34 protein-coding genes, 2 pseudogenes and 1 riboswitch are annotated in these 26,482 nt (G+C 37.2%); of the genes and pseudogenes, 11 read left to right on the top strand and 25 right to left on the bottom strand.

Going from position 1 to position 26,482, the window contains the following annotated elements:
• The first annotated feature begins 133 nt into the window (after positions 1 to 133).
• The 3 genes from glpX (at position 134) to COL05_RS12530 (ending at position 2,253) form a co-directional block, all read left to right on the top strand.
• The gene (gene glpX / locus COL05_RS12545) at positions 134 to 1,105 is read left to right on the top strand and encodes a class II fructose-bisphosphatase (RefSeq protein WP_016085706.1); all 972 of its coding nucleotides are present in this window, start codon (positions 134 to 136) and stop codon (positions 1,103 to 1,105) included.
• A gap of 16 nt (positions 1,106 to 1,121) precedes the next feature.
• A complete protein-coding gene (locus tag COL05_RS12540; RefSeq protein WP_098668840.1) occupies positions 1,122 to 1,388 on the top strand; it encodes a DUF3055 domain-containing protein in 267 nt (88 codons plus the stop codon).
• A 370-nt stretch (positions 1,389 to 1,758) separates the two neighbouring features.
• The gene (locus COL05_RS12530; protein ID WP_098668838.1) at positions 1,759 to 2,253 is read left to right on the top strand and encodes a cytoplasmic protein; all 495 of its coding nucleotides are present in this window, start codon (positions 1,759 to 1,761) and stop codon (positions 2,251 to 2,253) included.
• 37 nt (positions 2,254 to 2,290) lie between these two features.
• Here the strand turns inward: COL05_RS12530 and COL05_RS12525 are convergent, their stop codons facing one another.
• Positions 2,291 to 2,593, bottom strand: a complete 303-nt coding sequence (locus tag COL05_RS12525; protein WP_000435943.1) for a YutD family protein — start codon at positions 2,591 to 2,593, stop codon at positions 2,291 to 2,293.
• A 118-nt stretch (positions 2,594 to 2,711) separates the two neighbouring features.
• On the opposite strand from COL05_RS12525, the gene COL05_RS12520 reads away from it, so the two are divergent.
• Positions 2,712 to 3,290 carry a YhcN/YlaJ family sporulation lipoprotein gene (locus COL05_RS12520; RefSeq protein ID WP_098668837.1) on the top strand — a complete coding sequence of 193 codons (579 nt, stop codon included), beginning with the start codon at positions 2,712 to 2,714 and terminating at the stop codon, positions 3,288 to 3,290.
• Positions 3,291 to 3,324: 34 nt separating this feature from the next.
• Here COL05_RS12520 and COL05_RS12515 read toward each other — a convergent pair whose 3' ends face one another.
• Positions 3,325 to 4,059 (bottom strand): MerR family transcriptional regulator, encoded by a 735-nt coding sequence (locus tag COL05_RS12515; RefSeq protein ID WP_098668836.1) that lies wholly within the window; start codon positions 4,057 to 4,059, stop codon positions 3,325 to 3,327.
• A gap of 100 nt (positions 4,060 to 4,159) precedes the next feature.
• Between COL05_RS12515 and COL05_RS12510 the strand changes: the two genes are divergently transcribed.
• Entirely contained in the window at positions 4,160 to 4,975 is an 816-nt protein-coding gene (locus tag COL05_RS12510) for a YhfC family intramembrane metalloprotease (RefSeq protein WP_142337466.1), read from the top strand.
• A 25-nt stretch (positions 4,976 to 5,000) separates the two neighbouring features.
• Here the strand turns inward: COL05_RS12510 and COL05_RS12505 are convergent, their stop codons facing one another.
• Positions 5,001 to 5,444 carry a hypothetical protein gene (locus COL05_RS12505; protein ID WP_098668834.1) on the bottom strand — a complete coding sequence of 148 codons (444 nt, stop codon included), beginning with the start codon at positions 5,442 to 5,444 and terminating at the stop codon, positions 5,001 to 5,003.
• A 134-nt stretch (positions 5,445 to 5,578) separates the two neighbouring features.
• Between COL05_RS12505 and COL05_RS12500 the strand changes: the two genes are divergently transcribed.
• Together COL05_RS12500 and COL05_RS12495 are read left to right on the top strand one after the other, a co-directional pair.
• Entirely contained in the window at positions 5,579 to 6,133 is a 555-nt protein-coding gene (locus COL05_RS12500; RefSeq protein ID WP_098668833.1) for a histidine phosphatase family protein, read from the top strand.
• A 74-nt stretch (positions 6,134 to 6,207) separates the two neighbouring features.
• Positions 6,208 to 6,690, top strand: a complete 483-nt coding sequence (locus COL05_RS12495; protein WP_098668832.1) for a YbaK/EbsC family protein — start codon at positions 6,208 to 6,210, stop codon at positions 6,688 to 6,690.
• 17 nt (positions 6,691 to 6,707) lie between these two features.
• Here COL05_RS12495 and lipA read toward each other — a convergent pair whose 3' ends face one another.
• Positions 6,708 to 7,604 carry a lipoyl synthase gene (lipA, locus tag COL05_RS12490; RefSeq protein ID WP_000166370.1) on the bottom strand — a complete coding sequence of 299 codons (897 nt, stop codon included), beginning with the start codon at positions 7,602 to 7,604 and terminating at the stop codon, positions 6,708 to 6,710.
• A 189-nt stretch (positions 7,605 to 7,793) separates the two neighbouring features.
• Between lipA and COL05_RS12485 the strand changes: the two genes are divergently transcribed.
• A complete protein-coding gene (locus COL05_RS12485; protein WP_098668831.1) occupies positions 7,794 to 8,777 on the top strand; it encodes a M23 family metallopeptidase in 984 nt (327 codons plus the stop codon).
• A 37-nt stretch (positions 8,778 to 8,814) separates the two neighbouring features.
• Here the strand turns inward: COL05_RS12485 and yunB are convergent, their stop codons facing one another.
• The 3 genes from yunB to COL05_RS12470 form a co-directional block, all read right to left on the bottom strand.
• Positions 8,815 to 9,546, bottom strand: coding sequence for a sporulation protein YunB (yunB, locus tag COL05_RS12480; RefSeq protein ID WP_098668830.1), 732 nt, complete (start codon positions 9,544 to 9,546; stop codon positions 8,815 to 8,817).
• 54 nt (positions 9,547 to 9,600) lie between these two features.
• Complete coding sequence (locus COL05_RS12475; RefSeq protein ID WP_000248463.1) at positions 9,601 to 9,903, bottom strand: YunC family protein; 303 nt, start codon at positions 9,901 to 9,903, stop codon at positions 9,601 to 9,603.
• Between the two features lie 64 nt (positions 9,904 to 9,967).
• A complete protein-coding gene (locus tag COL05_RS12470) occupies positions 9,968 to 11,359 on the bottom strand; it encodes a bifunctional metallophosphatase/5'-nucleotidase (RefSeq protein ID WP_098668829.1) in 1,392 nt (463 codons plus the stop codon).
• A gap of 229 nt (positions 11,360 to 11,588) precedes the next feature.
• Here COL05_RS12470 and COL05_RS12465 point away from each other — a divergent pair, with 229 nt between their 5' ends.
• Positions 11,589 to 11,819, top strand: coding sequence for a hypothetical protein (locus tag COL05_RS12465; RefSeq protein WP_142337464.1), 231 nt, complete (start codon positions 11,589 to 11,591; stop codon positions 11,817 to 11,819).
• Between the two features lie 408 nt (positions 11,820 to 12,227).
• On the opposite strand, the gene sufB is transcribed toward COL05_RS12465, so the two are convergent.
• The 12 genes and pseudogenes from sufB to COL05_RS12395 form a co-directional block, all read right to left on the bottom strand.
• Positions 12,228 to 13,625 carry a Fe-S cluster assembly protein SufB gene (gene sufB, locus COL05_RS12450; RefSeq protein WP_001118827.1) on the bottom strand — a complete coding sequence of 466 codons (1,398 nt, stop codon included), beginning with the start codon at positions 13,623 to 13,625 and terminating at the stop codon, positions 12,228 to 12,230.
• A 49-nt stretch (positions 13,626 to 13,674) separates the two neighbouring features.
• Positions 13,675 to 14,106 (bottom strand): Fe-S cluster assembly sulfur transfer protein SufU, encoded by a 432-nt coding sequence (sufU, locus tag COL05_RS12445; RefSeq protein ID WP_000009523.1) that lies wholly within the window; start codon positions 14,104 to 14,106, stop codon positions 13,675 to 13,677.
• Complete coding sequence (gene sufS / locus COL05_RS12440) at positions 14,096 to 15,316, bottom strand: cysteine desulfurase SufS (protein ID WP_001020769.1); 1,221 nt, start codon at positions 15,314 to 15,316, stop codon at positions 14,096 to 14,098. The genes sufU and sufS overlap by 11 nt, the downstream gene beginning before the upstream one ends.
• On the bottom strand, positions 15,316 to 16,608 hold the full coding sequence (sufD, locus tag COL05_RS12435; RefSeq protein WP_098668827.1) for a Fe-S cluster assembly protein SufD: 1,293 nt from the start codon (positions 16,606 to 16,608) through the stop codon (positions 15,316 to 15,318). Before sufD ends, sufS begins: the two co-directional genes overlap by 1 nt.
• A gap of 15 nt (positions 16,609 to 16,623) precedes the next feature.
• Positions 16,624 to 17,409, bottom strand: coding sequence for a Fe-S cluster assembly ATPase SufC (gene sufC, locus COL05_RS12430; protein WP_000929160.1), 786 nt, complete (start codon positions 17,407 to 17,409; stop codon positions 16,624 to 16,626).
• Positions 17,410 to 17,647: 238 nt separating this feature from the next.
• Positions 17,648 to 17,779: pseudogene (locus COL05_RS12425) on the bottom strand (MetQ/NlpA family ABC transporter substrate-binding protein); the annotation flags it as partial.
• On the bottom strand, positions 17,776 to 18,588 hold the full coding sequence (gene metQ / locus COL05_RS12420; protein ID WP_098668825.1) for a methionine ABC transporter substrate-binding lipoprotein MetQ: 813 nt from the start codon (positions 18,586 to 18,588) through the stop codon (positions 17,776 to 17,778). The pseudogene COL05_RS12425 and the gene metQ, both read right to left, overlap by 4 nt.
• Before the next feature lie 23 nt (positions 18,589 to 18,611).
• Positions 18,612 to 19,277 (bottom strand): methionine ABC transporter permease, encoded by a 666-nt coding sequence (locus tag COL05_RS12415; RefSeq protein WP_142337461.1) that lies wholly within the window; start codon positions 19,275 to 19,277, stop codon positions 18,612 to 18,614.
• Entirely contained in the window at positions 19,270 to 20,295 is a 1,026-nt protein-coding gene (locus COL05_RS12410; protein ID WP_098668823.1) for a methionine ABC transporter ATP-binding protein, read from the bottom strand. The genes COL05_RS12415 and COL05_RS12410 overlap by 8 nt, the downstream gene beginning before the upstream one ends.
• A gap of 299 nt (positions 20,296 to 20,594) precedes the next feature.
• Positions 20,595 to 20,702, bottom strand: a riboswitch (SAM riboswitch).
• A gap of 125 nt (positions 20,703 to 20,827) precedes the next feature.
• Positions 20,828 to 21,172 (bottom strand): hypothetical protein, encoded by a 345-nt coding sequence (locus COL05_RS12405; protein ID WP_048528307.1) that lies wholly within the window; start codon positions 21,170 to 21,172, stop codon positions 20,828 to 20,830.
• 154 nt (positions 21,173 to 21,326) lie between these two features.
• Entirely contained in the window at positions 21,327 to 21,635 is a 309-nt protein-coding gene (locus COL05_RS12400; RefSeq protein WP_002008881.1) for a thioredoxin family protein, read from the bottom strand.
• 3 nt (positions 21,636 to 21,638) lie between these two features.
• On the bottom strand, positions 21,639 to 21,983 hold the full coding sequence (locus COL05_RS12395; RefSeq protein WP_098668822.1) for a toprim domain-containing protein: 345 nt from the start codon (positions 21,981 to 21,983) through the stop codon (positions 21,639 to 21,641).
• Between the two features lie 67 nt (positions 21,984 to 22,050).
• Between COL05_RS12395 and COL05_RS31300 the strand changes: the two genes are divergently transcribed.
• Positions 22,051 to 22,200: a hypothetical protein gene (locus COL05_RS31300; RefSeq protein WP_180233445.1), complete on the top strand. Its 150-nt coding sequence runs from the start codon at positions 22,051 to 22,053 to the stop codon at positions 22,198 to 22,200.
• 236 nt (positions 22,201 to 22,436) lie between these two features.
• Here the strand turns inward: COL05_RS31300 and gcvH are convergent, their stop codons facing one another.
• The 5 genes and pseudogenes from gcvH to COL05_RS12365 form a co-directional block, all read right to left on the bottom strand.
• On the bottom strand, positions 22,437 to 22,820 hold the full coding sequence (gene gcvH, locus COL05_RS12390) for a glycine cleavage system protein GcvH (protein ID WP_000026900.1): 384 nt from the start codon (positions 22,818 to 22,820) through the stop codon (positions 22,437 to 22,439).
• Between the two features lie 41 nt (positions 22,821 to 22,861).
• Complete coding sequence (locus tag COL05_RS12385; RefSeq protein ID WP_000218968.1) at positions 22,862 to 23,227, bottom strand: arsenate reductase family protein; 366 nt, start codon at positions 23,225 to 23,227, stop codon at positions 22,862 to 22,864.
• A 527-nt stretch (positions 23,228 to 23,754) separates the two neighbouring features.
• Positions 23,755 to 24,018, bottom strand: coding sequence for a DUF3937 family protein (locus tag COL05_RS12380; RefSeq protein ID WP_098668821.1), 264 nt, complete (start codon positions 24,016 to 24,018; stop codon positions 23,755 to 23,757).
• 99 nt (positions 24,019 to 24,117) lie between these two features.
• Positions 24,118 to 24,328 (bottom strand): annotated as a pseudogene (locus COL05_RS32180) (hypothetical protein); the annotation flags it as partial.
• A gap of 290 nt (positions 24,329 to 24,618) precedes the next feature.
• Positions 24,619 to 25,008 carry a hypothetical protein gene (locus tag COL05_RS12365; protein ID WP_142337457.1) on the bottom strand — a complete coding sequence of 130 codons (390 nt, stop codon included), beginning with the start codon at positions 25,006 to 25,008 and terminating at the stop codon, positions 24,619 to 24,621.
• Between the two features lie 136 nt (positions 25,009 to 25,144).
• Here COL05_RS12365 and COL05_RS12360 point away from each other — a divergent pair, with 136 nt between their 5' ends.
• Positions 25,145 to 25,534, top strand: a complete 390-nt coding sequence (locus COL05_RS12360) for a hypothetical protein (RefSeq protein WP_098668819.1) — start codon at positions 25,145 to 25,147, stop codon at positions 25,532 to 25,534.
• 374 nt (positions 25,535 to 25,908) lie between these two features.
• On the opposite strand, the gene COL05_RS12355 is transcribed toward COL05_RS12360, so the two are convergent.
• A complete protein-coding gene (locus COL05_RS12355) occupies positions 25,909 to 26,436 on the bottom strand; it encodes a hypothetical protein (RefSeq protein ID WP_098668818.1) in 528 nt (175 codons plus the stop codon).
• Between the last annotated feature and the right edge of the window lie 46 nt (positions 26,437 to 26,482).

Genomic DNA, 26,482 nt, shown 5'->3' with positions numbered 1-26,482 from the left:
TGGAAATTAAAGCATTTACATTTTAATTGTAACGCTTTCTTCTGAAAAAATCGACAATTTTTCGAATTCACCTTTTCTCCGTTATTTGTTATAGTTATATTTGTATGATTTTTGAAATTGGAGGAATGAAATCTTGGAACGTGAACTCGCACTAGAAATTGTCCGTGTAACAGAAGCAGCAGCATTAGCATCCGCACAGTGGATGGGCCGCGGAAAGAAAAACGAAGCAGATGATGCAGCAACTACAGCAATGCGTGATATGTTTGATTCAGTAAACATGGCAGGTACAGTTGTAATTGGTGAAGGAGAACTTGATGAAGCACCGATGTTGTATATTGGTGAAGAACTAGGAACAGGTAACGGTCCAGAAGTAGACATCGCCGTTGACCCATTAGAAGGTACAAACATCGTTGCAAAAGGTCTTGCAAATGCAATGGCAGTTATCGCAATCGCAGATAAAGGAAACCTTCTTCATGCTCCTGATATGTACATGGAAAAAATCGCGGTTGGTCCAAAAGCAGCTGGTAAAATTAGCTTAGATGATCCAATTGAAAAAACAATTGAAATTGTAGCAGAAGCTAACAATAAAAAGATTCGCGATCTAACGGTTATCATTCAAGAACGTGAGCGTCATCAAGATATTATTGATCGTGTTCGTGCAAAAGGTGCACGCGTAAAATTATTTGGTGATGGTGATGTTGGTGCGTCAATCGCAACAGCACTACCTGGGACAGGTATCGACTTATTCGTAGGTATTGGTGGAGCTCCAGAAGGTGTTATTTCTGCAGCAGCATTAAAATGCCTTGAAGGTGAAATGCAAGCTCGCTTAGTTCCAATGAACGAAGAAGAAGAAGCTCGTTGTCGTGAAATGGGATTAGAAGACCCACGTCAACTTCTTATGTTAGATGATTTAGTATCTGGTGATGACGCAATCTTCTCAGCAACTGGTGTATCTGCTGGTGAATTATTAGACGGCGTGAAATTCCTTGGCGGAGATTTAGCTGAAACATATTCAATCGTAATGCGTTACAAAACAAGAACAGTACGATTCATTAAAACGCATCACCATTTAGATCATAAGCCACACTTAAACTTAGATATTTAATAAAGGAGCCATGTGTATGGAAGATCGTTTCTTTCTGTACGACGATACTGTCGCTACAAAAACGCGTTTCGTTAGCTTTATGGGAGAAAATGAGCGTCATGATTTAGCGCTTTTATACTCTGATCGTCATTACGGTAAAACAATTGTCCTTGATATGCAGCGCAATAAATTTGCAATCATCGGCACTGACGATTTAAACGAACCAGGCTACTTAGAGCACGCATTTTCTATGACTGAAGAAATTGCAGAAGAACTACGCTCATTTTTATTTGAACTTATATAATTTATCTTAGGCACCAGCTGTTTTAGCTGGTGTTTTTTCATTATAAGTATTTTGAATTTTCGATCTTTTATGTTATAATTAAGAATAAATCTATTTGGATAGAAAGGACGTTATCTACGTATGCCAACAACTACTTTGTAATGGACCAGCAATTGGATAGCATTACTCTCAAAAAAGCACCGTGCTTTTTCAAGGGAGTAGTCTGCCCATTCCCATTACAAAGGAACGTAACGCATCTGTAGTATGATGTTTACGGAGGTTCCTAAGGGAACCTCCTTTTATTTTTGTCTTTTTCCCATGTCTTCATACTACAAGACATCCAAATAGCTGTATTACGTTCCTTTACCACTACTATAAGAGGTGAAGGAAAATGCAGAAAGTACAACTTTCTTGGAGTTTATATGAAAACGAGCAAAACACAATCGAAAAATATTGTAAAAATTGCAGACGAACTACCCTATTTACTGACACAAATATTCGTAGGCATAATGCCAACGGAAAAAACATATACCGCTTTGCCATTTATAAATGTCCGAAAGACCATACATGGAACCAAAAGCTTCGTATTTATAAATCATTTACTGATCATGTGGAAACAGTCGATGTGACGCAACAAGATCAAACAGAAACAACTACTATCTCCATTACACAACATAAGGAAAGCGGCGTAGCTGAAATTACGATTGTATTAGACCTCGTTTTCGGTTCCCACCGAATCGATAAAGCTTTATCCACATATATTTCTGACTGGAGCCGTACACGCATTGTGGATAAAATTAAAAATGGTGATATTCAATTAAACGGACAACAAATGAAGCCAAATACAATACTTTCTGAAGGCGATTATATCTCGATTTGTTTATAATGCAAAAAATCCTCTTACAATCGTAAGAGGATTTTTTTTATTTCTTCACTTTTCGTAATACGAAGTGTGCACAACCGAAGTTACAGTACTCGTATAAATACTCCGTTAACGTACTAATTTTCGTATCATATGTCGCACGCTGGTTACTATCATCAAAGAATCCGCGCAATCTAAGTTGCTCATAACCCCAGTCTCCAACGATATAATCATATTTATTTAAAATTTCTGCATAGCGCTCTTTAAATGCTTCTTCACTAAAACCGTCACGAAAGTTTTTAATTACTTCGTACTGCACATTATTAATGCTCACCGTAGCATGAATCTCTTGCTTTTGCTCCATCATTAACTTCCTCTCTAAGCATTCTTCTTTTTATCGTATCACAAAGCATAACAACCAACAATTTCAAATACAAAAAATTGAAAATTAGTGCATGCTATGGAGAAGGAGGTGATACATCGTGAAAAAACAAATTATACTCTCTCTCCTCACTCTTTCCTTATTTGCAGGCTGCCAACCAACGAATAAAGCCGAAATGGAACGTGAAGAAGGAAGCCGTGTTCTTGTTTCCAACAAAAACGACATGTATCATACGGAAAATACAAATACACGATTAACGAGAGTCGGTTATTCATCTAAACAAAAGCATGAAGTGTCTAACAAACAAGTAGGGGCCATTAACCGTGAGAAAGTCGCTGAAATGATCACAAGCATGACAGTCAAACTTCCTGACGTTACAAACGCTGCTACGCTCGTTACCGATGATGAAGTATTTGTTGTATACCGTGCAAACACAACGGATCCAAAACTCGTAGCGGATCAAGTATATAGAGCTGCTTTGTCCATCGTCCCTCGCTATTATAAAGCATATGTCTCAACAGACCAAAAGTTGATTTCTCAAATTCAAGGTCTGCAATCTGGCGCATTAAATGATACAGAATATACACAGAGCCTTGATATGCTAAAACGAGAAATGAGCAAAAATCCCCATTTGAACAATACCGGGGATCAGACTTTGAATAATATGATTAAAAAGTAAAACAGGTGGAGAAAATCTCCACCTGTTTTACTTTTTATTTTTTATTACGATCCGCATAAACTTCCATCGCATCACACATAAACTGAGCTAACCCCTCACCAAACTTATCGATGTTTTTCGTGAAGCGCTCATCAGCGACGTACATTTGGCCAAGTCCTTTAAAAGCATCTAATGAATATTCACCAAAGTTTTGCAAGTAATCGTACCATACTCCGATTGCTTCCTGTGCCTCTTTAGAATCTGGTGCGCCATGTCTAAGTGCCGCTAAATTTCTGTAAATAGCATTAAACTCTTCTTGCTTCTCTTTTGACATACCTTTTGCATATTCATTCGCTTTATCTACAGCTGCGTCTCCCCATCTTTCACGAGCTTCTTCTTCATATGGGTTATGGCTGAAATCGAAGCCTTCAAATTTCTCTTTGTTCGTCATTTCAATCTCTCCTTTTGTATGCTGAATTGTCTTATCAATCGTCGCAATCACTTTATCTAACCTAGCACGCTTTTCAAGAAGCATTTTCTTATGAAGCTGCAATGCTTCTTCCCGGTCAAATGATGGACTCATGATAATTTCTTTAATTTTCTTCAAAGGGAAGCCTAATTCTTTAAAAAATAAAATTTGCTGCAACGTCTCTAAATTTTCATTGGAATACAGACGATATCCAGACTCTGTCGTCTCATCTGGGGTTAACAACCCAATTTCATCGTAATGATGCAGTGTGCGCACACTAATTCCAACTAAATTAGCTACCTCTTTTACCTTCATTGTCATGTGTATCTCCCCCTTAGTACATACGATAAAGTATGACGCAACGTTAGAGTCAATAAGTAAATTCATTTTATCTTAAAAAGTTTCATCTCTCCTATATTTCATGCATAATAGATATGTACATATATTAGAAAGCGGTGAAAGTATGGTTTCAAATACTGTAATTGCCAGCATCATCTTTCAACTCGTTGTTTCGATTCTGGTCCCAATTATTGTACTCGTTTATTTCCGTAAGAAATACAATATAAATTGGAAAGTAGTCGGCGTTGGTGTTCTTATCTTTATCGGATTTACCCAAATTCTCGAAACACCATTCCACCTATTTATGCGCGGTAATCCAGCAATCGCTCCAATTTTAGAAAATCCATTTGTCTTCGCACTTTATGGCGGACTAACTGCTGGTATTTTTGAAGAATTAGGACGCTTCGTTGCCTTCTTCTTCCTACTAAAAAAATATCAAGAATATAAAGATGGCTTCGCTTACGGAATTGGTCACGGCGGCATTGAATCCATTTTAGTTGGCGGATTCTCTGCATTCCAAGCACTTATATTTGCGAATTCAATTAACAACGGTAGCTTCGCTCAGATGGTCGAAAAAATGCCAGAACTAAGCCGCCTACAGGACATGTTAATCCAGCAACCTGCCTACTTATACTTCCTTGGTAGCTTAGAAAGAATTATGGCACTCGTGCTACAAATCGCCTTTACAATGCTTGTTTTATACGCAGTAAAACAGAAGAAGTATATCTTCCTTGTGTACGCTATACTATTCCACGCACTTGTAGACTTCTTCGCGGCACTTTATCAAACGAAAACAATTAACATTTTTGTTGCAGAAGGAATTACCCTTCTCTTCACAATTGGTGCTATCATTCTTATTCGTAAAATGAAAGCAAAATTAATGAGTGTGCCAGAGTAAAAAATAACCCACCAAAATTGGTGGGTTATTTTTTATATAAATTATTACAATGATGATAATTTTTCCCCTCTCGCAGCCCTTTCTTCTTTTCTGCATCTATAACGATGTACTTATGTAACTCTTTTACTTCATTTTGAGAAAAGGAAGCGAAAAAATAAACTTGGCGATTAGGGTGAATAAAAGACTCATGAAGCATCACTTCACTCCGACAACCCGCGGCTGTTTTTTGTAGAAAAGAAAATTCTTCATCGGGTACTTCTTTAAATAAAATCTTCTTTCGAACACTATACGCTGCATTGTTGTATTCTCTATACATTTTCTTATCTAATTGTTCGTAAAACACATCTTCACTCATAAATGATTTATTTCGATTGCTCGGATAATCTACTTTTGGATTGGATTGTGCATATGCTGTGGACATTTGCGTAAGAAAATAAATCATGGATACGAGACAGATCATTTTTTTCATCATTGCACCTCAATTTTTTTATTATCCACATTACTTTTCCACATGCTTAGATCATTATGTCGTTTCCAATAAAAAGGAATTTTTTCCGCATTTGTCGAAGTATATAGCGTCAACTTGAAAGATGGGGATGAATTATGAAGAAATTAATTGTAATACGACATTGTTCAGCAACTGGCCAAGAACGTGATGCCGAATTAACGACCGATGGGAAAAACCAAGCACATATCCTTGCTACATTCCTCTTAGAAAACCAACTACAAATAGATCATATTATTTCAAGCCCATTTGTACGAGCTATCGATTCTATTCGGCCTTATGCACTCCAAGCTAATTTGTCTATCCAAGAAGATGAACGATTAGCTGAACGCATATTAAGCGACGTTCCAATGGACGATTGGATGCAAAAACTAGAATCTACTTTTATAAATATAGATATTGCCTTTTCAGGCGGAGAGTCAACAAAACAAGCAACAGACCGTGCTATATCGCTTATCCAAGACGTTTTAAAATTAAACCATACTACAACACTACTCGTTACACATGGCAACTTACTGACGCTCATTTTAAAGCACTTTGATCATACGATTGGTTTTCATGAATGGAGAGCTTTAACGAATCCTGATGTTTATGAAATTGTAATTGATGAACAATGTACTATAAAACGATTATGGGAAGCATCATCCAAGTAATATCTCTTTCCAACACATTCAGTTGACGCCACGAGAAGAAACTGTACTAACAATAGAAAGGGGTATCACTCCATATGTACGAAGATGTACTTGCTTTACTACATAAAACAAATGCTTCTTACGAAAAGTTTGAACACGAACCGGTACTCGATTATGAAACAGATCGTATCGTACGTGAAAGGCTTGGCTTACAAGGTACTCCAAGTAAAAGCTTATTTTTAAAATCCAAGTCTGGAGATTATTACGTATTTTTTACGTTAGAGGGTACAAGGCTCAACCGGGGCGAGATGAAAGAAATAACAGGAGAACGCTTATCTCTCTGTTCTCCTGATGAAATGCGAGACAAAACTGGTTGTACGCCAGGATGTGTCGCTCCTTTCGGGTATTCACACGATGTAACAATTATTGTGGATAACGCTATTTATACGTACGATAAAATTTTAATTACACCTGGTGTACCTGAATTTACAATCGAATTATCCACAGAGGAATTAAAGAAAATCTTATCAACATGCTCAAATACTGTTTTAGAATATAAACAAAAAGAGAGCTTATAATAGCTCTCTTTTTTTCATTATTTTGCTTCTGCTGTGTTTTCTTTTGCAGAACGAACTTGCTCGTCCGCATGGTAAGAAGAACGCACAAGTGGACCAGCTTCACAGTGGCTAAAGCCTTTGCTAAGTGCAATTTCTTTAAGCTCTGCAAATTCTGCTGGTGGGTAATATTTAAGAACTGGTAAATGCTTCTTAGATGGTTGTAGGTATTGTCCAAGAGTTAAAATATCCACATTGTTTGCACGTAAGTCATCCATTGCTTCAATTAAATCTTCTCTCGTTTCACCTAAGCCCACCATAATGCTCGATTTAGTTGGAATATCAGGCTGCATTTCTTTTGCTCGACGTAAAAACTCTAATGAACGATCATATTTTGCTCTAGCGCGAACTCGGTCAGATAATCGACGTACTGTTTCAATGTTATGGTTTAAAATATCTGGTTTTGCATCCATTAACATTTTTAAGTTTTCTTCTACTCCACCCATATCAGATGGTAATACTTCGATTGACGTAAATGGATTTTTACGACGTACAGCGCGTACTGTTTCAGCAAAAACAGCTGCTCCACCATCTTTTAAATCGTCACGTGCAACCGCTGTTATAACAACGTGCTTTAAGCCCATCTGTACTACAGAATCTGCTACGCGTTCTGGCTCTTGTAAATCAAGCTCAGTTGGTAAGCCTGTTTTAACCGCACAAAAACGACAAGCACGTGTACAAACCGCACCTAAAATCATAAATGTTGCTGTTTTTCTTACAGCCCAGCATTCATGAATATTCGGACATTTTGCTTCCTCACAAACTGTATGAAGATTTTTAGAACGCATCATTTTCTTTAAGCCTGTATAGTTTTCATTCGTGTTTAACTTAATTTTCAACCATTCGGGCTTGCGCTTATATTCTGTTTGTTTTGTCATGGTTATCAACTCCGCACAATATGAAATAGTTTACCGTGTTCGCTTCTTTCAATGTAACATATCTATTCTAACGTATGAAAGCGATTTGCTCAAATGAAGATTCTAAGATTTTTTCCAATCGTTCCCTATAATGAAATACTCCGTATATCCCACACTAAAAAGAGTGATGATGTGAAAGGAGTCTATTTCATGCTTCGAAAAATTTCTCTTTTGCTTTCGATTTGCTTTCTTCTCCACCAAAACATCGCTTACGGTGAAGATAATCAGCAAAGCATATACGAAAAGCGCATGGCACTATATAAAGAAACCGAGCAATCTTCAGGCATTCCGTGGTATTACTTAGCTGCAATGGATCAATATGAAAGAAATATACGGAGCGTAAGAAAAGATATTCCGAAAAAACCAGATGCCATCATCTCCCTCTATTTCAAACCAGAAATATGGGCTGGACCTGTTAATGGTAACGACACTCTTCCCCATACAATTGCTCTATTTGGCGGGTTAGGTTTAGATGGTGACAAAGATGGATTTGCAAATGCAAATAACGACCGTGATCTTTTGCATACAGCAGCAACAATTTTAAAGAAACAAGGAACGTCCGAAGACCGTATTAAAATCATGCTCTGGGAATATTATAGACGTGCAAAAACAGTTGAATTAATTACCGAATACGCCCAAATTTATAAACATTACGGACGTATTAATTTAGAAGGAAATGCGTTCCCTCTTCCGATTCGTAGTGACCATAGCTACCGTAGTACTTTTGGCGCTGGAAGAAGTTTTGGAGGACGAAGAGTTCATGAAGGAACTGATATTTTTGCAGGCTATGGCGTACCAGTAAGATCCACTTGCTATGGCATCATTGAAACAAAAGGCTGGAATCGCCTTGGCGGATGGCGCATCGGTATTCGCGACCTTCATAATAATTACCATTATTACGCTCATTTAGGCGGATTCTCAAAAGAAATACAGCTCGGACAAATTGTCGAGCCTGGAAAAGTAATCGGATTTGTTGGTAGCACCGGTTACGGCCCTCCCGGCACAGCTGGAAAATTCCCACCTCACTTACATTTCGGCATGTATAAAGACAATGGCTATACAGAATGGGCTTTCGATCCATACATGCATTTAAGTCTTTGGGAACGAAAAGAACGCGCGAATACAAAACGATAACCGTAGCACATTGCTACGGTTATTTTTTATTTACAGTCTAACTATCCGTTTTCTTTTTATCAGGTACAACAACACTTCCGCTTCCATAATACGTAGGCACTTCCCCTTGAACGATACGCGTTGCAATTGGAACATCTTGTTTTACCCTTATTTCCTTCGTATGAAATGGAATAATGACTTGCAACGTTACTTCCATCTCCATAATAATTTGAATCGCTGTCGTATTGATTCCGTGCGGCTCAATTTTTTGTTTAATATCGGTATTCACATGACCAATCGTCGTGAAATCAATTGGAATATCGGGTCCTATATTTCCAAGAAGCGCATTATCCGTTATACGCCCAAAAGGAACTGCCATCGTCGCCCCATTTTTTTCAGAAATACCTAGCCCCTTCAAATCACCTTTCTCTACTTGCTGTAAATATTTTTCTATGTACGTGGTCGTTGACGTTACGATTTCATTTACTTGCTTCGTATTTAAATTAATTGTGGATACTTTCCCGTTTTTATCATTTTGTACTTTCATTAATGAATCGACATCGAACCCTTCATTAATTCTGTCCTTTACCGCCTTCGTCATAACCGCTGTCGCCATTTTATGTGTCTCTACTTCTCCATATTTCATTAATGTCGGCTGAATGCTGCTATTCACAATCCATAATCCTTGCACGAGTAATATGACAAAAAGAATAAATGACATAAGCAGTATGTGCCGAAAGGAAATAGGCCCCCTTCGAAACCGCGAATTTTTCGAACGAAATATACTCATAAAAAACCCTCCTTCTTATATCATTTCTATGCAAGAAGGAGGGACGATATATGCTTATCTCATTTTTAATAATGCTTCTTTTCCGATTGTGCCGGCCGTAATACCTAAAGCTTCAGCTTCAATCGTTACTGATTCTAGCGGTGCTTCAAGAAGTTGTTCAATCGTTCTTACACCAACCGCGCGGCCAGCAATAATTCCTCGATCCCCTAACTTCTCATTTAAAAGACCTACATCTAATGCACCGCACATAATATATCCTTTATCGCTCATTACAGCTAGCAAATTTGTCTTTGGAAGTTTGACGCTAACCGCAATAAACGTATAATTATCGATTATAATTGGCTCCACATTAACCATAGTTCACACTCCTCTCTTTCTTATCTGTATGACAGAGAAAAATGAGTGTTACAAGTTAACTAGCCTATAGTTTGACGGAAGATGTATAAGTTATTAACATGTCTGTTAACACATCTCTAAGTAGTTCTGGCATATAATATTGTTTGTCAGAAAGTGTGGATAGCTCTGGGTATAAGTAGCCAAATGTAAACATATCAATCGTTCCTACTGTATATATACGATCTAATTCCAGCGATTCCCCGTTAATCAATACATCTTCGAGTAAGATTTTATTTCCAGGAATCGTATCTGGAATGACTTCGACACCAGCGTAAATCATTTTCCCCATCACTTTCCCGCGAAATCCGAATCCTTTTACCTCAAGGTTCTCCATATTCGGGCGACGTGCTTTCAAAATAACTTCTCGTAACGTTTTCCCCGGCACTTTTAATAAACATGGATTAATTGGATGTGGACAAATTCTGTGAATATCTCCGCGCGTCACAACACCTTCTTCTAATCCTTCCAGAAGTACACCCGCGTTCACCATTCCAATCTCTGCACCGCACCACGTTTTCAGCGCATTTGCTAGCATGTGCGAAAATGCTGTCTCCTGAAACCAATCGACTGGTAATGATTCCTTTACATGAACGACAGGCTCTGCCATAATCTGTTTACTTTCTTCCTGCAGCAATTCAATTGTGGATAACGGTTTGCTATAAGCACCTAAACGTTCTGTCTTAATTGCCCTACCGTCCTTTTTCAACAGCTTCTTCGTCTCTTTATCCACAGTAAGCTGAACGTGCCCAACGTAACGTCCCCACTTTTCACAACAACAAAGTAACGTATTATTCATAAGAACGCCTCGCTCAAATAAATGATGCGTATGTGCCCCTAAAATAACATCTACATCATAATGCTCCGCCATATACTCATCCATGCTTTTTCCAAGGTGAGAAAGGACAACTGTAATATGAGCCTCATCTCGCACTTCTTCTAAAATAGACTCTAAATGGATAAGCGGATCTTCAATATGCCAATCGAGCATATGGTAAAACTCTGGATAAGCTACCGTTAACCCGATAAAAGCAATCGTAATCCCATCTGTCGTTGTATGTAATTTATAAGGCTTTGCCCACTCTGGACGTACACCTTCTTTTTCAAATAAATTCGCGACGAGCACCTCAAATCCAGCATCATCATATAGACGATTCAAATGCTCCTTCGCTAACGTAATTCCTTCATTATTTCCGATCGTTACATAATCATATAAAGCCTCATTCAAAAGCTTCGTATTGCCAAGTCCATTCGTCGCTTCCGAAATACTATGAAAACGATCCACATGATCGCCGATATCAACCGTCAAAACGGTCTCTCCCGCTTCCTGTCTTCGCTTTTTCTCCCCTTGTACAAACCGAGAAATTTGCGGCCAATTTTCAAAATGACTATGTATATCGTTTGTATGATAAAGATGGATGATTGTTTCTTTATTTATATTCAGAGAAAAAACCTCCCCTCAGTTCCTTACTGCCATTTACGCTATGCGTACGCAATAATCCTGTAAATACTTTTCGTCTTTTCTTGCTATTTTACATTGTACTCGCATTATGAGAAAAAGCAAAAGATTGCCCTTTTCATATAAATTTTTCTGCATTATCATCTATATAGGAGGTGTTCTTATTAAACTTTATAGCTTACTCTCACTCGTGTTTTCATTAGTAGGAAGCATTTTATTTATCGCTTCCGTACTTTACTTACCGAATCTATATCTATTTATTAGCTTCCCTCCCGTTATTCTCGGCTTCATGTTTAGCATGGTTGCAATATCTAAAAACGAAGCTAGCAAATTGAGATTTGCTGGTATCTTTATCTTACTTCTATTAATTCTCTTTGTATTAATAGGTATTCCTTTTATATTTGTAGGATTCGGATTTTAGAGCTAGTTATCGTTAGCTCTATTTTTATCCCGCATTTAACGAGCAGTAAGACCCCCACCTCAAAATTCAGCGAAAGCAAAGAAGTGAGGTGGGGGTCGGGCTGCTCGTAAAAGCCCGATTGGTTCAACTAATAATCAGTGGGGAATGACCCCCCCCCACTGATTAAAGTTTCACTTTATGTTGCGGGGGTATATGAAGAATTTCTTTTGTCTTACTTTGTCGATAAGTCGATATTCCTTGTCGAATCGTCGATATATTGAAATAATCGCTGATATATTTAACTAAACACCTGGCTGGGTATCCCAGCCAGCCAGCCTGCCCTAGCCTGAACTGACCTATAAACTGATTCCAACCAAGCACAACATAAAAAAGCGCCCTGCACAGCAGGGCGCTTTCTTCATACTTATATTAACCGATAGAACCTTCCATCTCAAACTTGATCAGGCGGTTCATTTCAACTGCGTATTCCATTGGAAGTTCGCGAGTGAATGGCTCGATGAAGCCCATTACGATCATTTCTGTAGCTTCTTGCTCAGAAATACCGCGGCTCATTAGGTAGAATAATTGTTCTTCTGATACTTTTGATACTTTTGCTTCGTGCTCAAGTGAAACGTAATCGTTTTTGATTTCGTTATAAGGAATTGTATCTGATGTAGATTGGTTATCCATGATTAACGTGTCACACTCGATGTTAGAGCGAGAGTTTTTCGCTTTTGGTCCGAAGTGTACGATACCACGGTAAGTTACTTTACCACCATGCTTCGCAATCGATTTAGAAACGATTGTTGAAGACGTGTTTGGTGCTAAGTGAATCATTTTCGCACCAGCATCTTGGTGTTGGCCTTTACCAGCAATCGCGATAGATAATGTTAAACCACGAGCGCCTTCGCCTTTTAAGATAACTGCTGGATATTTCATCGTTAATTTAGATCCGATGTTACCGTCAATCCATTCCATCGTTGCGTTTTCTTCACAAACCGCACGTTTTGTAACTAGGTTGTATACGTTGTTCGCCCAGTTTTGGATTGTTGTATAACGGCAATATGCATCTTTCTTAATGATGATTTCTACTACCGCACTGTGAAGTGAGTTAGTCGTGTAAACAGGTGCTGTACAACCTTCTACGTAGTGTACATGTGCGCCTTCGTCTACGATGATAAGCGTACGCTCGAATTGTCCCATATTTTCAGAGTTAATACGGAAATACGCTTGAAGTGGTGTATCAACTTTCACACCCTTTGGAACGTAGATGAATGATCCACCAGACCAAACTGCAGAGTTTAATGCAGAGAATTTGTTGTCTGTTGGTGGAATTACTTTTCCGAAATGCTCACGGAAAATATCTTCGTTCTCTTTTAATGCGCTATCTGTATCTTTGAAGACGATTCCTAGAGCTTCTAGGTCTTCTTTCATGTTGTGGTATACAACTTCAGATTCGTACTGTGCAGATACACCAGCTAAATATTTTTGCTCAGCTTCTGGAATACCTAATTTATCAAATGTCGCTTTAATTTCATCAGGTACTTCATCCCAAGACTTCTCAGATTTCTCAGATGGTTTTACGTAGTACGTAATTTCATCGAAATCTAAGTCGTTTAAGTCGCCGCCCCATTGTGGCATTGGCATTTCATAGAACTTATCCAGTGATTTTAAACGGAAGTCTAACATCCACTGTGGTTCTTCTTTCATACGTGAAATCTCTTCAACGATCTCTTTTGTTAAACCGCGTCCAGCACGGAAAATCGAAACGTCTTTGTCTTTGAAACCATATTTATAATCGCCGATATCTGGCAGTTGCTTCGCCATGTTGGTGTGTCCCTCCTTAGATAACCTCGTTTTTAGGAACCTTTAAACATTACTTATCTTCGTTTAAGCCCTTTTCTAACGCTTTCCACGCTAATGTTGCACATTTAATACGTGCAGGGAACTTGCATACGCCTTGTAATGCTTCAATATCTCCTAAATCGATGCTGTCATCGTACTCTTTTCCTAGCATCATATCAGAGAAAATTTTAGAAAGCTGAAGTGCCTCTTCAATTTTCTTACCTTTTACTGCTTGTGTCATCATGGAAGCTGAAGACATTGAGATAGAACATCCTTCTCCTTCAAACTTCGCTTCTTGCACAATACCTTCTTCTACTTTCATCGTAAGTTGAATACGATCACCACAAGTTGGATTGTTCAAGTTTACTGTAACACTATCTTCTAACACGCCATGGTTACGAGGATTTTTGTAATGATCCATAATAACTTGACGATATAACGTATCTAAATTATTAAATGACATTTGTGAAATACTCCTTTGTCTTGATTAGCGATTCAACAAATGTATCAATTTCTTCTTTTGTATTATATAAATAGAAGCTCGCACGTGCTGTTGAAGAAGCTTTTAGCCACTTCATAAGCGGTTGTGCACAGTGGTGTCCTGCGCGAACCGCAATACCTTCTACATCTAATACTGTCGCTACATCGTGAGGATGTACGTCTTCAATATTAAATGTAACAAGACCAGCGCGATGCTTTGGACCATAAATTGTAACGCCATCTACTTCTGATAGTCTTTCTAAAGCGTATTGCGCTAATTCATGCTCATGCTTTTCAATATTATGAAGACCGATTTCTTCTAGGAAATCAATTGCCGCACCAAGTCCGATTGCATTACCGATAATCGGTGTACCTGCTTCAAACTTCCACGGAAGCTCTTTCCACGTAGATTCTTGTAAATCTACGAAATCAATCATTTCACCGCCAAATTCAATTGGCTCCATATTGTTTAGCAATTCTTTCTTACCATATAATACGCCGATACCTGTAGGTCCGCACATCTTATGAGCAGATAATGCGTAGAAATCACAGTTCAAATCTTGTACATCTACTTTCATATGAGGTGTACTTTGTGCACCGTCAACTACCATAATTGCGCCATTTTCGTGTGCGATTGCTCCGATTTCTTTTACAGGGTTAATCGTTCCAAGCACGTTTGAAACTTGCATAATAGAAACGATTTTTGTATTCGGTGTAACTGTTTGACGAACATCTTCTAAAGAAATTGTACCGTCTGGTTGAAGCGGAAGGTATTTTAAAGTTGCACCAGTTTTCTTCGCAACTTGCTGCCACGGAATGATGTTACTATGGTGCTCCATGTAAGAAATAACGATTTCATCGCCTTCTTTTACATTTTCAAGACCATAGCTAGCCGCTACTGTATTTAATGCAGTTGTCGTTCCGCGCGTGAAAATAATCTCTTCCATTGATTTCGCGTTAATAAACTTACGAACTTTCTCGCGTGCACCTTCATACGCGTCGGTAGCTTTCGTACCGAGCGTATGAACACCGCGATGCACGTTAGAATTATATTCTTTATAGTAACGTTCTAACGTTTCAATGACTTGAATTGGTTTTTGAGAAGTTGCTGCACTATCGAAATAAACAAGTTGTTTGCCGTTCACTTTTTGATCAAGAATTGGAAACTGTTTGCGTATTTCATGAATATTCATTAGCGAACTTTCCTTTCAATTACCTCAACAAGCTGTGCCTTTACTCCTTCAATTGGAAGCTCATTAACTACAGGTGCTAAGAATCCATGGATGACTAAACGTTCTGCTTCGCGTTTTGGAATACCACGGCTCATCAAGTAGTATAGTTGGACTGGATCTACGCGACCTACTGAAGCTGCGTGACCTGCCATTACATCATCTTCGTCGATTAGAAGAATTGGGTTTGCATCACCGCGTGCTTTTTCATCTAACATAAGAACGCGAGAAGATTGTTGTGCATTTGATTTAGATGCACCGTGTTCAATCTTACCAATTCCGTTAAAGATAGATGTTGCACTATCTTTTTGTACACCGTGTTTTAAAATCCAACCTTCAGAGTGTTTACCGAAGTGAACAACTTTAGTTGTAAAGTTTTGTGTTTGGTTGCCACGGCCAATTGTTACTGTTTTCGTATCAGCATATGAACCGTCGCCCATTAAGTTTGTAACGTTCTCTGAGATTGTGTTTCCGTCATTCATAAGGCCTAGAGCCCAATCAATGCGGCCGTCGCGTCCAACAATACCGCGGCGGTTAACGTAAGTTGTTACGTCTTTTGCTAATAGATCAACCGCACCGAATTTCACTTGTGCGCCTTGTTCCACGATTACTTCTGCTACGATATTTGCAATACCTTTAGCATTTTCATTTGCAACGTAGTTTTCTACATAAGTTGCAGTACTGTTCGCATCAGCTACGAATAATACGTGGTTATATACGTTAGCTTCTTCGCCGTCTACTAAGAATACAGCTTGAAGTGGAGTTTCAAGAACAACGTTTTTCGGAACATATACGAATGCACCGCCGTTGATTAATGCAGCATGAAGTGCAGTTAGACGATGCTCGTCTATCTTCACGCCGTCTTTCATTAAGTACTTTTGTACTAGCTCAGCGTGCTCAGTTGCAGCTGTTACGATGTCTGTAAAAATAACACCTTTTTCTTTTGCTTCGTCTGCTAAAGAAACGAATGCAGTTGTACCAGTGCGTTGTACTAATACGCTGTTGTTTTCATCGATTAAGTTTTTCACTGCTTCTGGAAGCTCTGTTAAAGAACTTACAGGCTCTTGCTTAGCAGCGTCGCCTTTTCCGATAAAGTCCCATTTTTCAATTTTCGTTTTATCAGGCGTTGGCATTGGAAGTTCAGTTGCTTGTGCAAGAGCTTGTAAGCGGAACTCAGTCAACCAAGCAGCTTCGTTTACTTCGCTTGCGCGTTGACGGATTGTTTCTTGATCGAAAGGTAATGTACCGATTGTCATGTTTATGCTCCTCTCTTACGCTTCTTGCTCTGTTGTTTCGTCTTCAATACCTAATTCTTTTTTAATCCAGTCATAACCTTCAGCTTCTAGACGTTGTGCAAGCTCAGGACCACCAGATTTAACGATACGACCGTTCATCATAACGTGAACGAAGTCTGGAGTGATGTAGTTTAATAAACGTTGGTAATGCGTAATCATTAGGCAACCGAACTCTTCGCCGCGCATTTCGTTAATACCTTTAGATACAACTTTTAATGCATCGATATCAAGACCTGAGTCGATTTCGTCTAAGATTGCGATTTTTGGCTCAATCATCATTAATTGAAGAATTTCGTTACGTTTTTTCTCTCCACCAGAGAAACCTTCGTTTAAGTAACGTTGTGCCATTTCTGGATCCATTTCTAGGAATTCCATGTTTTTATCTAATGTACGGATAAATTTCATAAGAGAAATTTCATCGCCTTCTTCACGACGTGCGTTAATTGCAGAACGTAAGAAGTCAGCGTTTGTTACTCCGCTAATTTCACTTGGATATTGCATTGCTAGGAATAGACCTGCTTGCGCGCGCTCGTCTACTTCCATTTCTAATACATCTTCACCGTCGATGATGATGCTACCTTCTGTTACTTCATACTTTGGGTGACCCATAATTGCAGAAGATAAAGTTGATTTACCTGTTCCGTTAGGTCCCATAATTGCGTGGATTTCTCCACCTTTTACTTCAAGGTTTACACCTTTTAAAATTTCTTTGCCATCAATTGATACGTGTAAGTCTTTAACCGTTAATGTAGAACCAGCCATCTCAATACCTCCATTAATCCTATATATACATTTTAAAAATTCCTAAAACGTTCATATTCTCATTTTATTCTCATTCTAATTTTATATCAAATAAAATGATATCGCAAACGACGAAAAAAAGTAACAATTTTTTCACAAATGTATATAAGTATTTCACTTGCATCCTTATATGATACACCTTTCTTCTTATTTATATAAAGAAAAAAGGACTGGAAAATTACCAGTCCTTTCCTTATATTTATTCACTTACCGAAAGTACAGCATCTTTATATTCTTTAGTAATAAAATCTTGAATTTCTTTTGAATGCAATACCTCTACTAGCTCTTTCATTTCTTTTTTCTTCTCGTCACCTTTACGAACCGCAATTATTCTTTTACAGGAACAACTGCCCCTTTATATTCTTTATTAATAAAGTCTTCAATTTCTTTTGAATGCAGCACTTCTACTAGCTCTTTAATTTCTTTTTTATCTTTATCACCTTTACGAACAGCTACTACGTTTGCGTACGGTGAATCATTGCTTTCAATTGCAATTGCATCTTTTTCTGGGTTTAATTTCGCATCAATTGCATAGTTTGAGTTAATTAAAACAGCGTCGCCTTCTTTATTGTTATACACTTGTGGTAACAAACCAGGCTCAATATCTGTTTTAAATTTTAAGTTTTTCGGATTATCCGCAATATCTTTCGGAGTTGCTTTAACCGGATCTACTCCGTCTTTAATTTTTAAAATACCTTCTTTTTGTAAAATTGCTAAACCACGTCCATGGTCTGCAACAGAATTACTCATAATAATTGTCGCTCCGTCTGGAAGCTCTTTTAAGCTCTTATATTTTTGAGAGTATACACCAATTGGCTCTAAATGAATCTTTCCTGCTACTTCAAAGTCATACTTTTTATCTTTCATTTCTTTTTCTAAATACGGAATGTGCTGAAAGTAGTTAGCGTCTAATTCCTTATCCGCTAACGCTTTATTTGGCAACACGTAATCTTGGAATTTTTTCACCTCTAATTCAATTCCTTTTTTCTCAAGTAACGGTTTTGCCTTTTCTAAAATTTCAGCGTGCGGTACGTTAGAAGCCCCCACAACAAGTTTCTTTTCATCTTTATCTTTCCCGCCACAAGCTGCTAACCCAAAAATTGAAGTTGAAATAAGTGCTGTCAGTAATAATTTTTTCATTTGAAATATCCTCCCATTTTTTATTATCGTTTATCTATTCGAGTCGTTACACGATCACCCATCCACTGAATGAAAAATACAACTAGTAATACACAAATTGTCGCAATGATCGTTACATCATTATTTCCTCGTTGGAATCCTTCTAAATATGCAAGTGTTCCAAGACCACCAGCACCAACAACTCCTGCCATTGCTGTATAGCCTACTAAAGCAATTGTCGTAACCGTAATACCAGATACTAATGCTGGTAACGATTCTGGAATTAATACTTTCAAAATAATTGTGCTTGTTTTTGCTCCCATTGCTTTTGAAGCTTCAATTACACCTTTATCAATTTCGCGAAGTGCGATTTCAACCATTCTCGCGTAAAACGGTGCCGCTCCAATAATTAAAGCTGGAAGTGCAGCGCTCGCTCCAAGAATTGTTCCAAGCAGAATCTTTGTAAATGGGATTAATAAAATGATTAAAATAATAAACGGTATCGAACGGAATATATTTACGAACGCTCCAATCGCTGTGTTAACCGTCTTGTTTTCCCATAAATTATCTTTTGCTGTCATAAAGAGTAACAATCCTAAAATGAGTCCGAAAACAAATGTGGCAAGAGCTGCGATTGCCGTCATATATAACGTTTCACCAGTTGCTTCTAACATTTGATTCCAATCGACATTTGTGAGTAACTTATCCATGTGCAATCACCTCCAGCTCTACTTGATCTTGATGTATTCCCTCTATTGCTTGCTGAATCGCTGTTTCCTCACCATTTAAATGAACAACTAAACTACCGTAAGAACCGTCATTCGTTTGTGCGATATTTCCTTGCAGAATGCTAACTTCTATATCACTACGTTGCATTAATCTTTGAAGTACTGGTCTTTCTACAGCTTCACCGATAAACTGCAAACGAACGACTTTACCATCTGGATATTTTTCAATTAAACTTTCAATCGTTTCATTTGTATCTTCAGAATCTGTTAATTGCTTTACAAATCGTTTTGTAATATCTTGCTGTGGATTACGGAATACATCAAGTACTGGACCCGTTTCTACAATCTTTCCTTTTTCCATTACCGCCACTCGATTACAAATCTTTCGAATCACGTGCATCTCATGTGTAATGAGTACAATTGTTAAACCGAGACGCTTATTAATATCTAATAATAAATCTAAAATTTGATCTGTCGTTTCTGGATCAAGAGCCGACGTCGCTTCATCACATAAAAGCACTTGCGGATTGTTAGCTAATGCTCTTGCAATTCCAACACGTTGCTTTTGTCCTCCGCTCAGCTGAGATGGATACGCATCTCCTCTTCCTTCTAATCCAACAAGATGAATTAACTCATCCACGCGTTTTCTTCTCTTCGCCTTATCAACACCTGCAATTTCAAGCGGGAACTCGATATTTTCGCGTACAGTTCGTGACCAAAGTAAGTTGAAGTGTTGAAAAATCATTCCGATTTCTTGCCTTGCCTTACGAAGTTCACTTCCTGTAATGGCTGAAATGACACGATTTGCAATTGTAATTTGGCCAGAAGTTGGTTTCTCCAACTGATTGAATAATCTAATTAAAGAACTTTTCCCAGCGCCACTATATCCGATAACACCAAAGATTTCACCTTTGTCTATTTTTAAATTGGCGTTATCTACAGCAGTGACATCACCGCTTTTTGCTTTATATATTTTCTTTACATTTTCTAATAGAATCATGGTGTATCACCCCTTTTTTTAATAAAAAGCGTAAGCGGCTCGTTTAGAACAAGAGGACGTTGGAATCCCTGACGTAGAGGCGCTTTTTGCCTCATAGGACGGGATGAAACGACCGACTGTTCTAGCCGCTGGAGCTAGATTTTTGATCGACTCCGCAATTTTTTATGTTTAGTGCGTGTAGTCCACCGCTATCACTACTTTTATTATTTGAATGTCCTCCACATTCAAACAACAAAAAAACCTTTCCGCTTTAGAGAAGCAGAAAGGTTTATATGCGTATATAACAACATTATCCCTCTCTCTCATCTCTCAAAGCATTTGCTTTGCAGGAATTGGCACCATTTCAACATAAGTTGACGGTTGCCGGGCTTCACAGGGCACAGTCCCTCCACCTCTCTTGATAAGAGAAATCAGATTACATTTTCGTCTGATTTGTAATTTATGAAATTGTCTATATTTTATGAATTGAATTGTATCAATATCCACACATCATGTCAACAGAAATTTTCGTAAAAAATGAACCTTCAGAATTTTAAGCCCCTACTGACATCGGTTTACATATGTGAAACATCGATTCGACTAATAGCATCGTTCGATATGTTCCCGAATATTGTACACGTCCATCGTTCATTAACATTTGCAATCGTACATTGCCGTTTACCAATTGTTTTACATCTTCTTCATCTACACAAACGATTTGCTCCGTCCCTATTTCCTCATGTAGCAGTTCTATATAATCTCTTGAAATTTGTAACGAACAACTTTCATCTCCAAAGCGGAAATTAACAGTTTTTTCTCCTTGTCTTAAAAGCGGCTCTAAATGATATTGACCATTAGCGTAATTTACAAATGATTGCAGCAAAGAATATAATTTCACCTTAAATCACATCCTTCATATCACTTTCTATTACACATACCATTCCCTCTTACTAAAGAGCAATCCTGTTACTTTCGCTCGACAAATACTGTAACCACCCTGCATCTCGACATATTTCCCAAGAAATATGTCGAGGCGGCAAAAACTTTGCCGCCTACTTTAATTCCGTATATAAATATTCAACCGAATGAAATGCATATATCTTCTTCATGAGTGTCCCATTTTCAAAAACAAGTAAACACGGCACACTTTCGATTCCATACTCTTTCGCTAAATGCGGAGCATAATTTAAATCTAACATTCCAATTTTCAAATCTTCAATTGTCATCTCAACGACAGTTAACATCTTTTTTGCTAATTGGCATGTTCCACACATTGGAGTATATACATATAACACTGTTTTTTCTTCGTTCTCTATTAGGGCTGTTGCCTCGGCTCCTGTCCAGTCAATCACTTCTATCATTCCTTACCGTAAATATTCTGTATAAACGTCAATGTCAGCTCCCCATAATACATTTGCTAAGTGTGAAGATGGCGCAGTTGCCACTTCTCGGTACGAGCGATCAATATAAATATGCTCTGCTTGCGGAAATTCTTTTCGAAATTGTTTCCTTAACTTTTCTCCAGCATCATCAGCATCCACAAGTACATACACTTCTTTATCAAAAAACTGATCAACGAGCTCATCCATTTTCGCCAAACCAATTGTACCATTTGTACAAACAATTTCCACCGGTTCCCGAATAATAGATTCAATCTTTCTTCTATCTGATGTACCTTCTACAATAATGACTTTTTCTACATAAATCATATGTCATCACCCGATCACCATATACTATACAACCTTTAACTTAGTATATAGTATATTCGTTATTTTCATGTTGTTTCCTGTTTATTTTTGCAAAAGAAAAGCGGAAGCGGCTCGTTCAGATTGTGAGGGGGATGGAGCTTCTGACGTAAAGGCGCTTTTTGCCTTGCAGGAAGAAGCGAAGCCACCGAACAATTTAGCCGCTAGAGCTGGATCTTAAAGAAAAGCGGAACCGACTGTTTAGCCCTGTTGGCTAAGGTTCTTTCGCACAGAAGGCGCTTTTCACCTCAAGTGAAGGAGTGAAATGATCGACTGTTCAGATTACCAAGCCCATGAAACCTTACCAAAAAACGTTCATTCCCATAATAGCTTATTCATTTACACTCGATTTTAAATATATTATGTAACACAAAATAAAAAAGGACAGCACAAAGGCTGTCCTTTAGTCGACTATAATTAGTCTTGGTTTGTCATTTCTGCATATTTTTCAGCAGTTAATAACTTCTCAACTTGGCTTGCATCAGAAAGTTCAACTTTAACCATCCATGCACCCTCGTATGGAGATTCGTTAACAAGTTCTGGTTGGTCACTTAATTCTTCGTTTACTGCTACAACTTTACCGCTTACAGGTGCATATAACTCAGAAACTGTTTTAACAGATTCTACGCTTCCGAATGGCTCGTCAGCTTCGATTGTTGCACCTACTTCAGGAAGTTCAACGAATACGATATCGCCTAGCTCACTTTGTGCAAAGTGAGTAATACCGATAACAACTTCATTACCTTCAGTTTTTACCCATTCGTGTTCTTCAGAGTAACGTAAATTATTTGGAATGCTCATGACTGTACCTCCAGTGAATGTATTAATTATGTAAAAATACCTTATTGGTACTTTTTCCACACACTTTCAAACTGCTCTTCGTTAAAACCAAGTGTTACATTCGTTCCATCTGTTACAATTGGACGTTTGATCAACATGCCATCAGATGCTAAAAGCTCGTACATTTCGTCTTCACTTGCATCTTTTAACTTATCTTTCAGACCAAGTTCACGGTAACGCATTCCACTTGTATTAAAGAATTTTTTCAATGGTAATTCACTTTTTTCATGTAAATTACGTAAATCTTCTTTTGATGGTGGATTTTCAACAATATGAATCATCTCATATGCTACATCGTTTGCCTCAAACCATTTCTTTGCTTTTTGACATGTGCCACACTTTGGATATGAATAAAATGTTACTGTCATAAATTCACCTACTTTTTTACTAACCTTTACCTTTATCATATAGAAAACGTTTTATTATTTCAAACGATTATTCGCTAAACTTTTACTTATTTCGTGATAATTTTTAATAATCCTGCAAATTTTTCTTATTTTTCCGCCATTTGTTAAGAAAAAATAAATATATAAATTTTTTTGATTCTTCTCTCATCCACCCTCCGAACATACACCTTAAACAAACGTTTGATTAGCTCCCCATTTTTCTTTGTTAACCCTTGAATTGCATCGGTCTCTTCCTACCGAACATATATCTTAAACAAACATTTGATTAACTCCCCACTTTTCTTTGTTAACCCTTGAGCTGCATCAGTTTCTTCCTACCGAACATATATCTTAAACAAACGTTTATTTAACCATTCCAGCCTATAGTCACAATACCTGGAAAACTTCACCTGACAAGGCGTACAGATAAAAGGAAATAACGATTTTGGCCGTAATAGTGAGAGTATTCCATGGTGTTGAAGAAATTACCGCAAAGAAAAAAGACGCATCTAAATTGATGCGTCTTTTTTCGATGTTTCTTTTGTAAAATCATATAAAGCAATTGCGCCTAAAATAACCAATATACTTTCAGGGGCATCTAACAAAATAGTTCTCCAAGTTTCTGGTATTACCCATTTAATACCTGCCGCTGATTCAAGATATGTTTGAAAATAACCGATTGTAAAATCAATTATAAATAAACATACAAGTAATGTTAGACCAAATCGAATTAATTTCTTGTTTGTAAACATGTAACACCTCTCAAAATTCATTGTATATTTCTGATCTTAGTTCCTTATATACAAAAATCCCTATATTTAATTTTAACACAGAGAATATCCAAATAAATACAATATGCATATTTGCATATTTCATGAATATTGAGGAATTACTGTTAATAAAAAAGTCCTACTAATGTAGGGCAAAATAGCTTTAGCAATCCCAACAAATAATCGCATAAATAACGAAATCATTTGAACCACTATATAGACAATCCCAGCCCTTGAAATAAGGGGAAATCCCTGTTCCTGGCTACCTACCCATAATGAATAGCCCGCCGCATAACGCTACAGCGGATGCGATAGAACCAACAAGTAAGAAATTACTGCAAAGAAAAAGCCATGTATACACATGACTTTCATAGCATAATCACTTCTATATTCAATACAAATTAAAGTGAATTATATTTCTTTACTTTTAAAGGAATAGATATTACATATAAATCTATAGCATAAGTAATAATCAAAATCCCTTTTCCTTCATCCGCAAATTTTGCTTGCAGAAACTTTTCTGAAACTTTCCTTTTTCCCCATCTCTTTGGAAGATATCCGAATCCTAAGAACATAATAATAGCCCGATACTCATTAACTTAACTACCTTTCTTTTTTCCATGATATTTCAAATTCTCCACCATGTTCTTCTGTTATAATTTTAACTTTATATGTATCATCTTTAGAAACTTTAATATTATTTTTACTGTTTCCACTATTAACTTCCAGTATTGTATTATCATTTGAATCTAAAACATAAGCCTTTATGGTTCCTTGTTTAGTTTTATCATCAAAGTTAAATGTCCAGCTTTCACCTTTTTTTACATCCATATCTTGAGTTGCAAAACCTGTGAAACTTTTATACTTTCCATCTATACTATTTGAACCTCCATGAACCTTACCACCAACAATCGTTCCCTCTCTTGTAAAACAACCACTAAGAACCACCAAACATAGAACAAATAATAATATATTTTTAATAGTTTTCAACATCATTCCCCCTTATCCTCTTATTTACATTTTTTCTTTCATAAAGAAAAATGGACCTATGCCCCCGTAAATAACGTGATGAATCTTGACAATCCCCTTGTTAGAGTACCATATAAAAAATAAAAAGGAGTAATAAGCAATGAATATTAAAATAGTGGATATATCAGACAAATTATTAGATGGATATAAAGTTTTAGTTCAAGTAGATAGCAATCAATTTATCGCTGAGTGGGATGGCGATAAGCCAGAAAAATACGAAAACTATAATGTAGAAATACATATAGATGATGAATTTATATGGAATACAAATATAGCCTTTTCAGATAAAAATGCAAATGCAATAATTCAGAATAGTAAAGGCTTTAAAGTAATCGCTAAGCTAGATTATAACGTTGAGGATAACTTAGCAACACTACATATCTACGATAGTATAATACTAATTGATTTAGAAGAAATCGAGCAAGATATAGAAAATGAATGGGTAGAAATGCAGTGCACTTCAATTAAGATAGTTAATACTAATTTTTAAAAGAAACCCATTACATAACTATGGCATAGTCGTTATGATGTAATGAGATATAGAAAGAGTAAACGAGTATATAAATAAAGGTGTTTATATGCATATGAATATCCTACTGCAATTCCTGCTCAAGCAGACGCCACTAACCAATACTAATTACAAAGGGAGATGTGGAACTAACATTATCACCCCTTAATAAAACGAGCTAATAATGGATGCGCTTCATTAAAAATTTATATTTAAATCCGCAATAGCTGATATAAAATTATAAATCGGTATCATTACATCTCGCATACGTTGTAAAGCTTGCATGAACTTCTCAATCATATTTTTATCTGTGCTTCTGCATAAAAAATAAGAAGCCTCGTTTACAGGCTTCCTCATCATCGACTTAAATAATCTGCAATTGTTTGAAATACTATGATATACATATTATGAATGCTTTCTTCAGTATTTCCACCATTCGATAAACCAACTGCCCATTGTTGTCCTTCACCACTTCCGATATTTGCAAACCCTTGCGTATACATAGCATTTACATCTTTTCGGGCACTGTTATACTCTATCCCTTTTGTAGTAAAAATTGAATATGACTTATCTTGTAAACCGATAAAAAACACTGGTTTCTTTAGCGATGAAAATACATTTTTATATTGCTCTGTTGAGGCTTCTTGAAAGTGATCTTTCATTATTAGAAAGCCATCCACTTCCTTAGATTTCTTTTCCAGGTCCTCTAACTTCATTTCCTCAAACTTTATATTCCTAAACGTATCTTTCGGTTTTTCTCCAACAACTCCAATTACGAGTGCTCTTCCGTTATATTCTAATTTCTCTCCTTCTTTATCCTTTGCACACCCAGCACCGACTAGGCATATCAATATAAAAACTAAGAAATACGATAAACGCTTCATATAGCACCCTCCCCTTCTTTTCAGTCAAGTGACAAAAACGTAAGGT

This window comes from Bacillus sp. AFS059628, from assembly GCF_002571225.1.
Classification (GTDB): domain Bacteria; phylum Bacillota; class Bacilli; order Bacillales; family Bacillaceae_G; genus Bacillus_A.
Note: the sequence above shows the minus strand (reverse complement) of the source record. Positions and strands in the feature narration are given on the sequence as shown.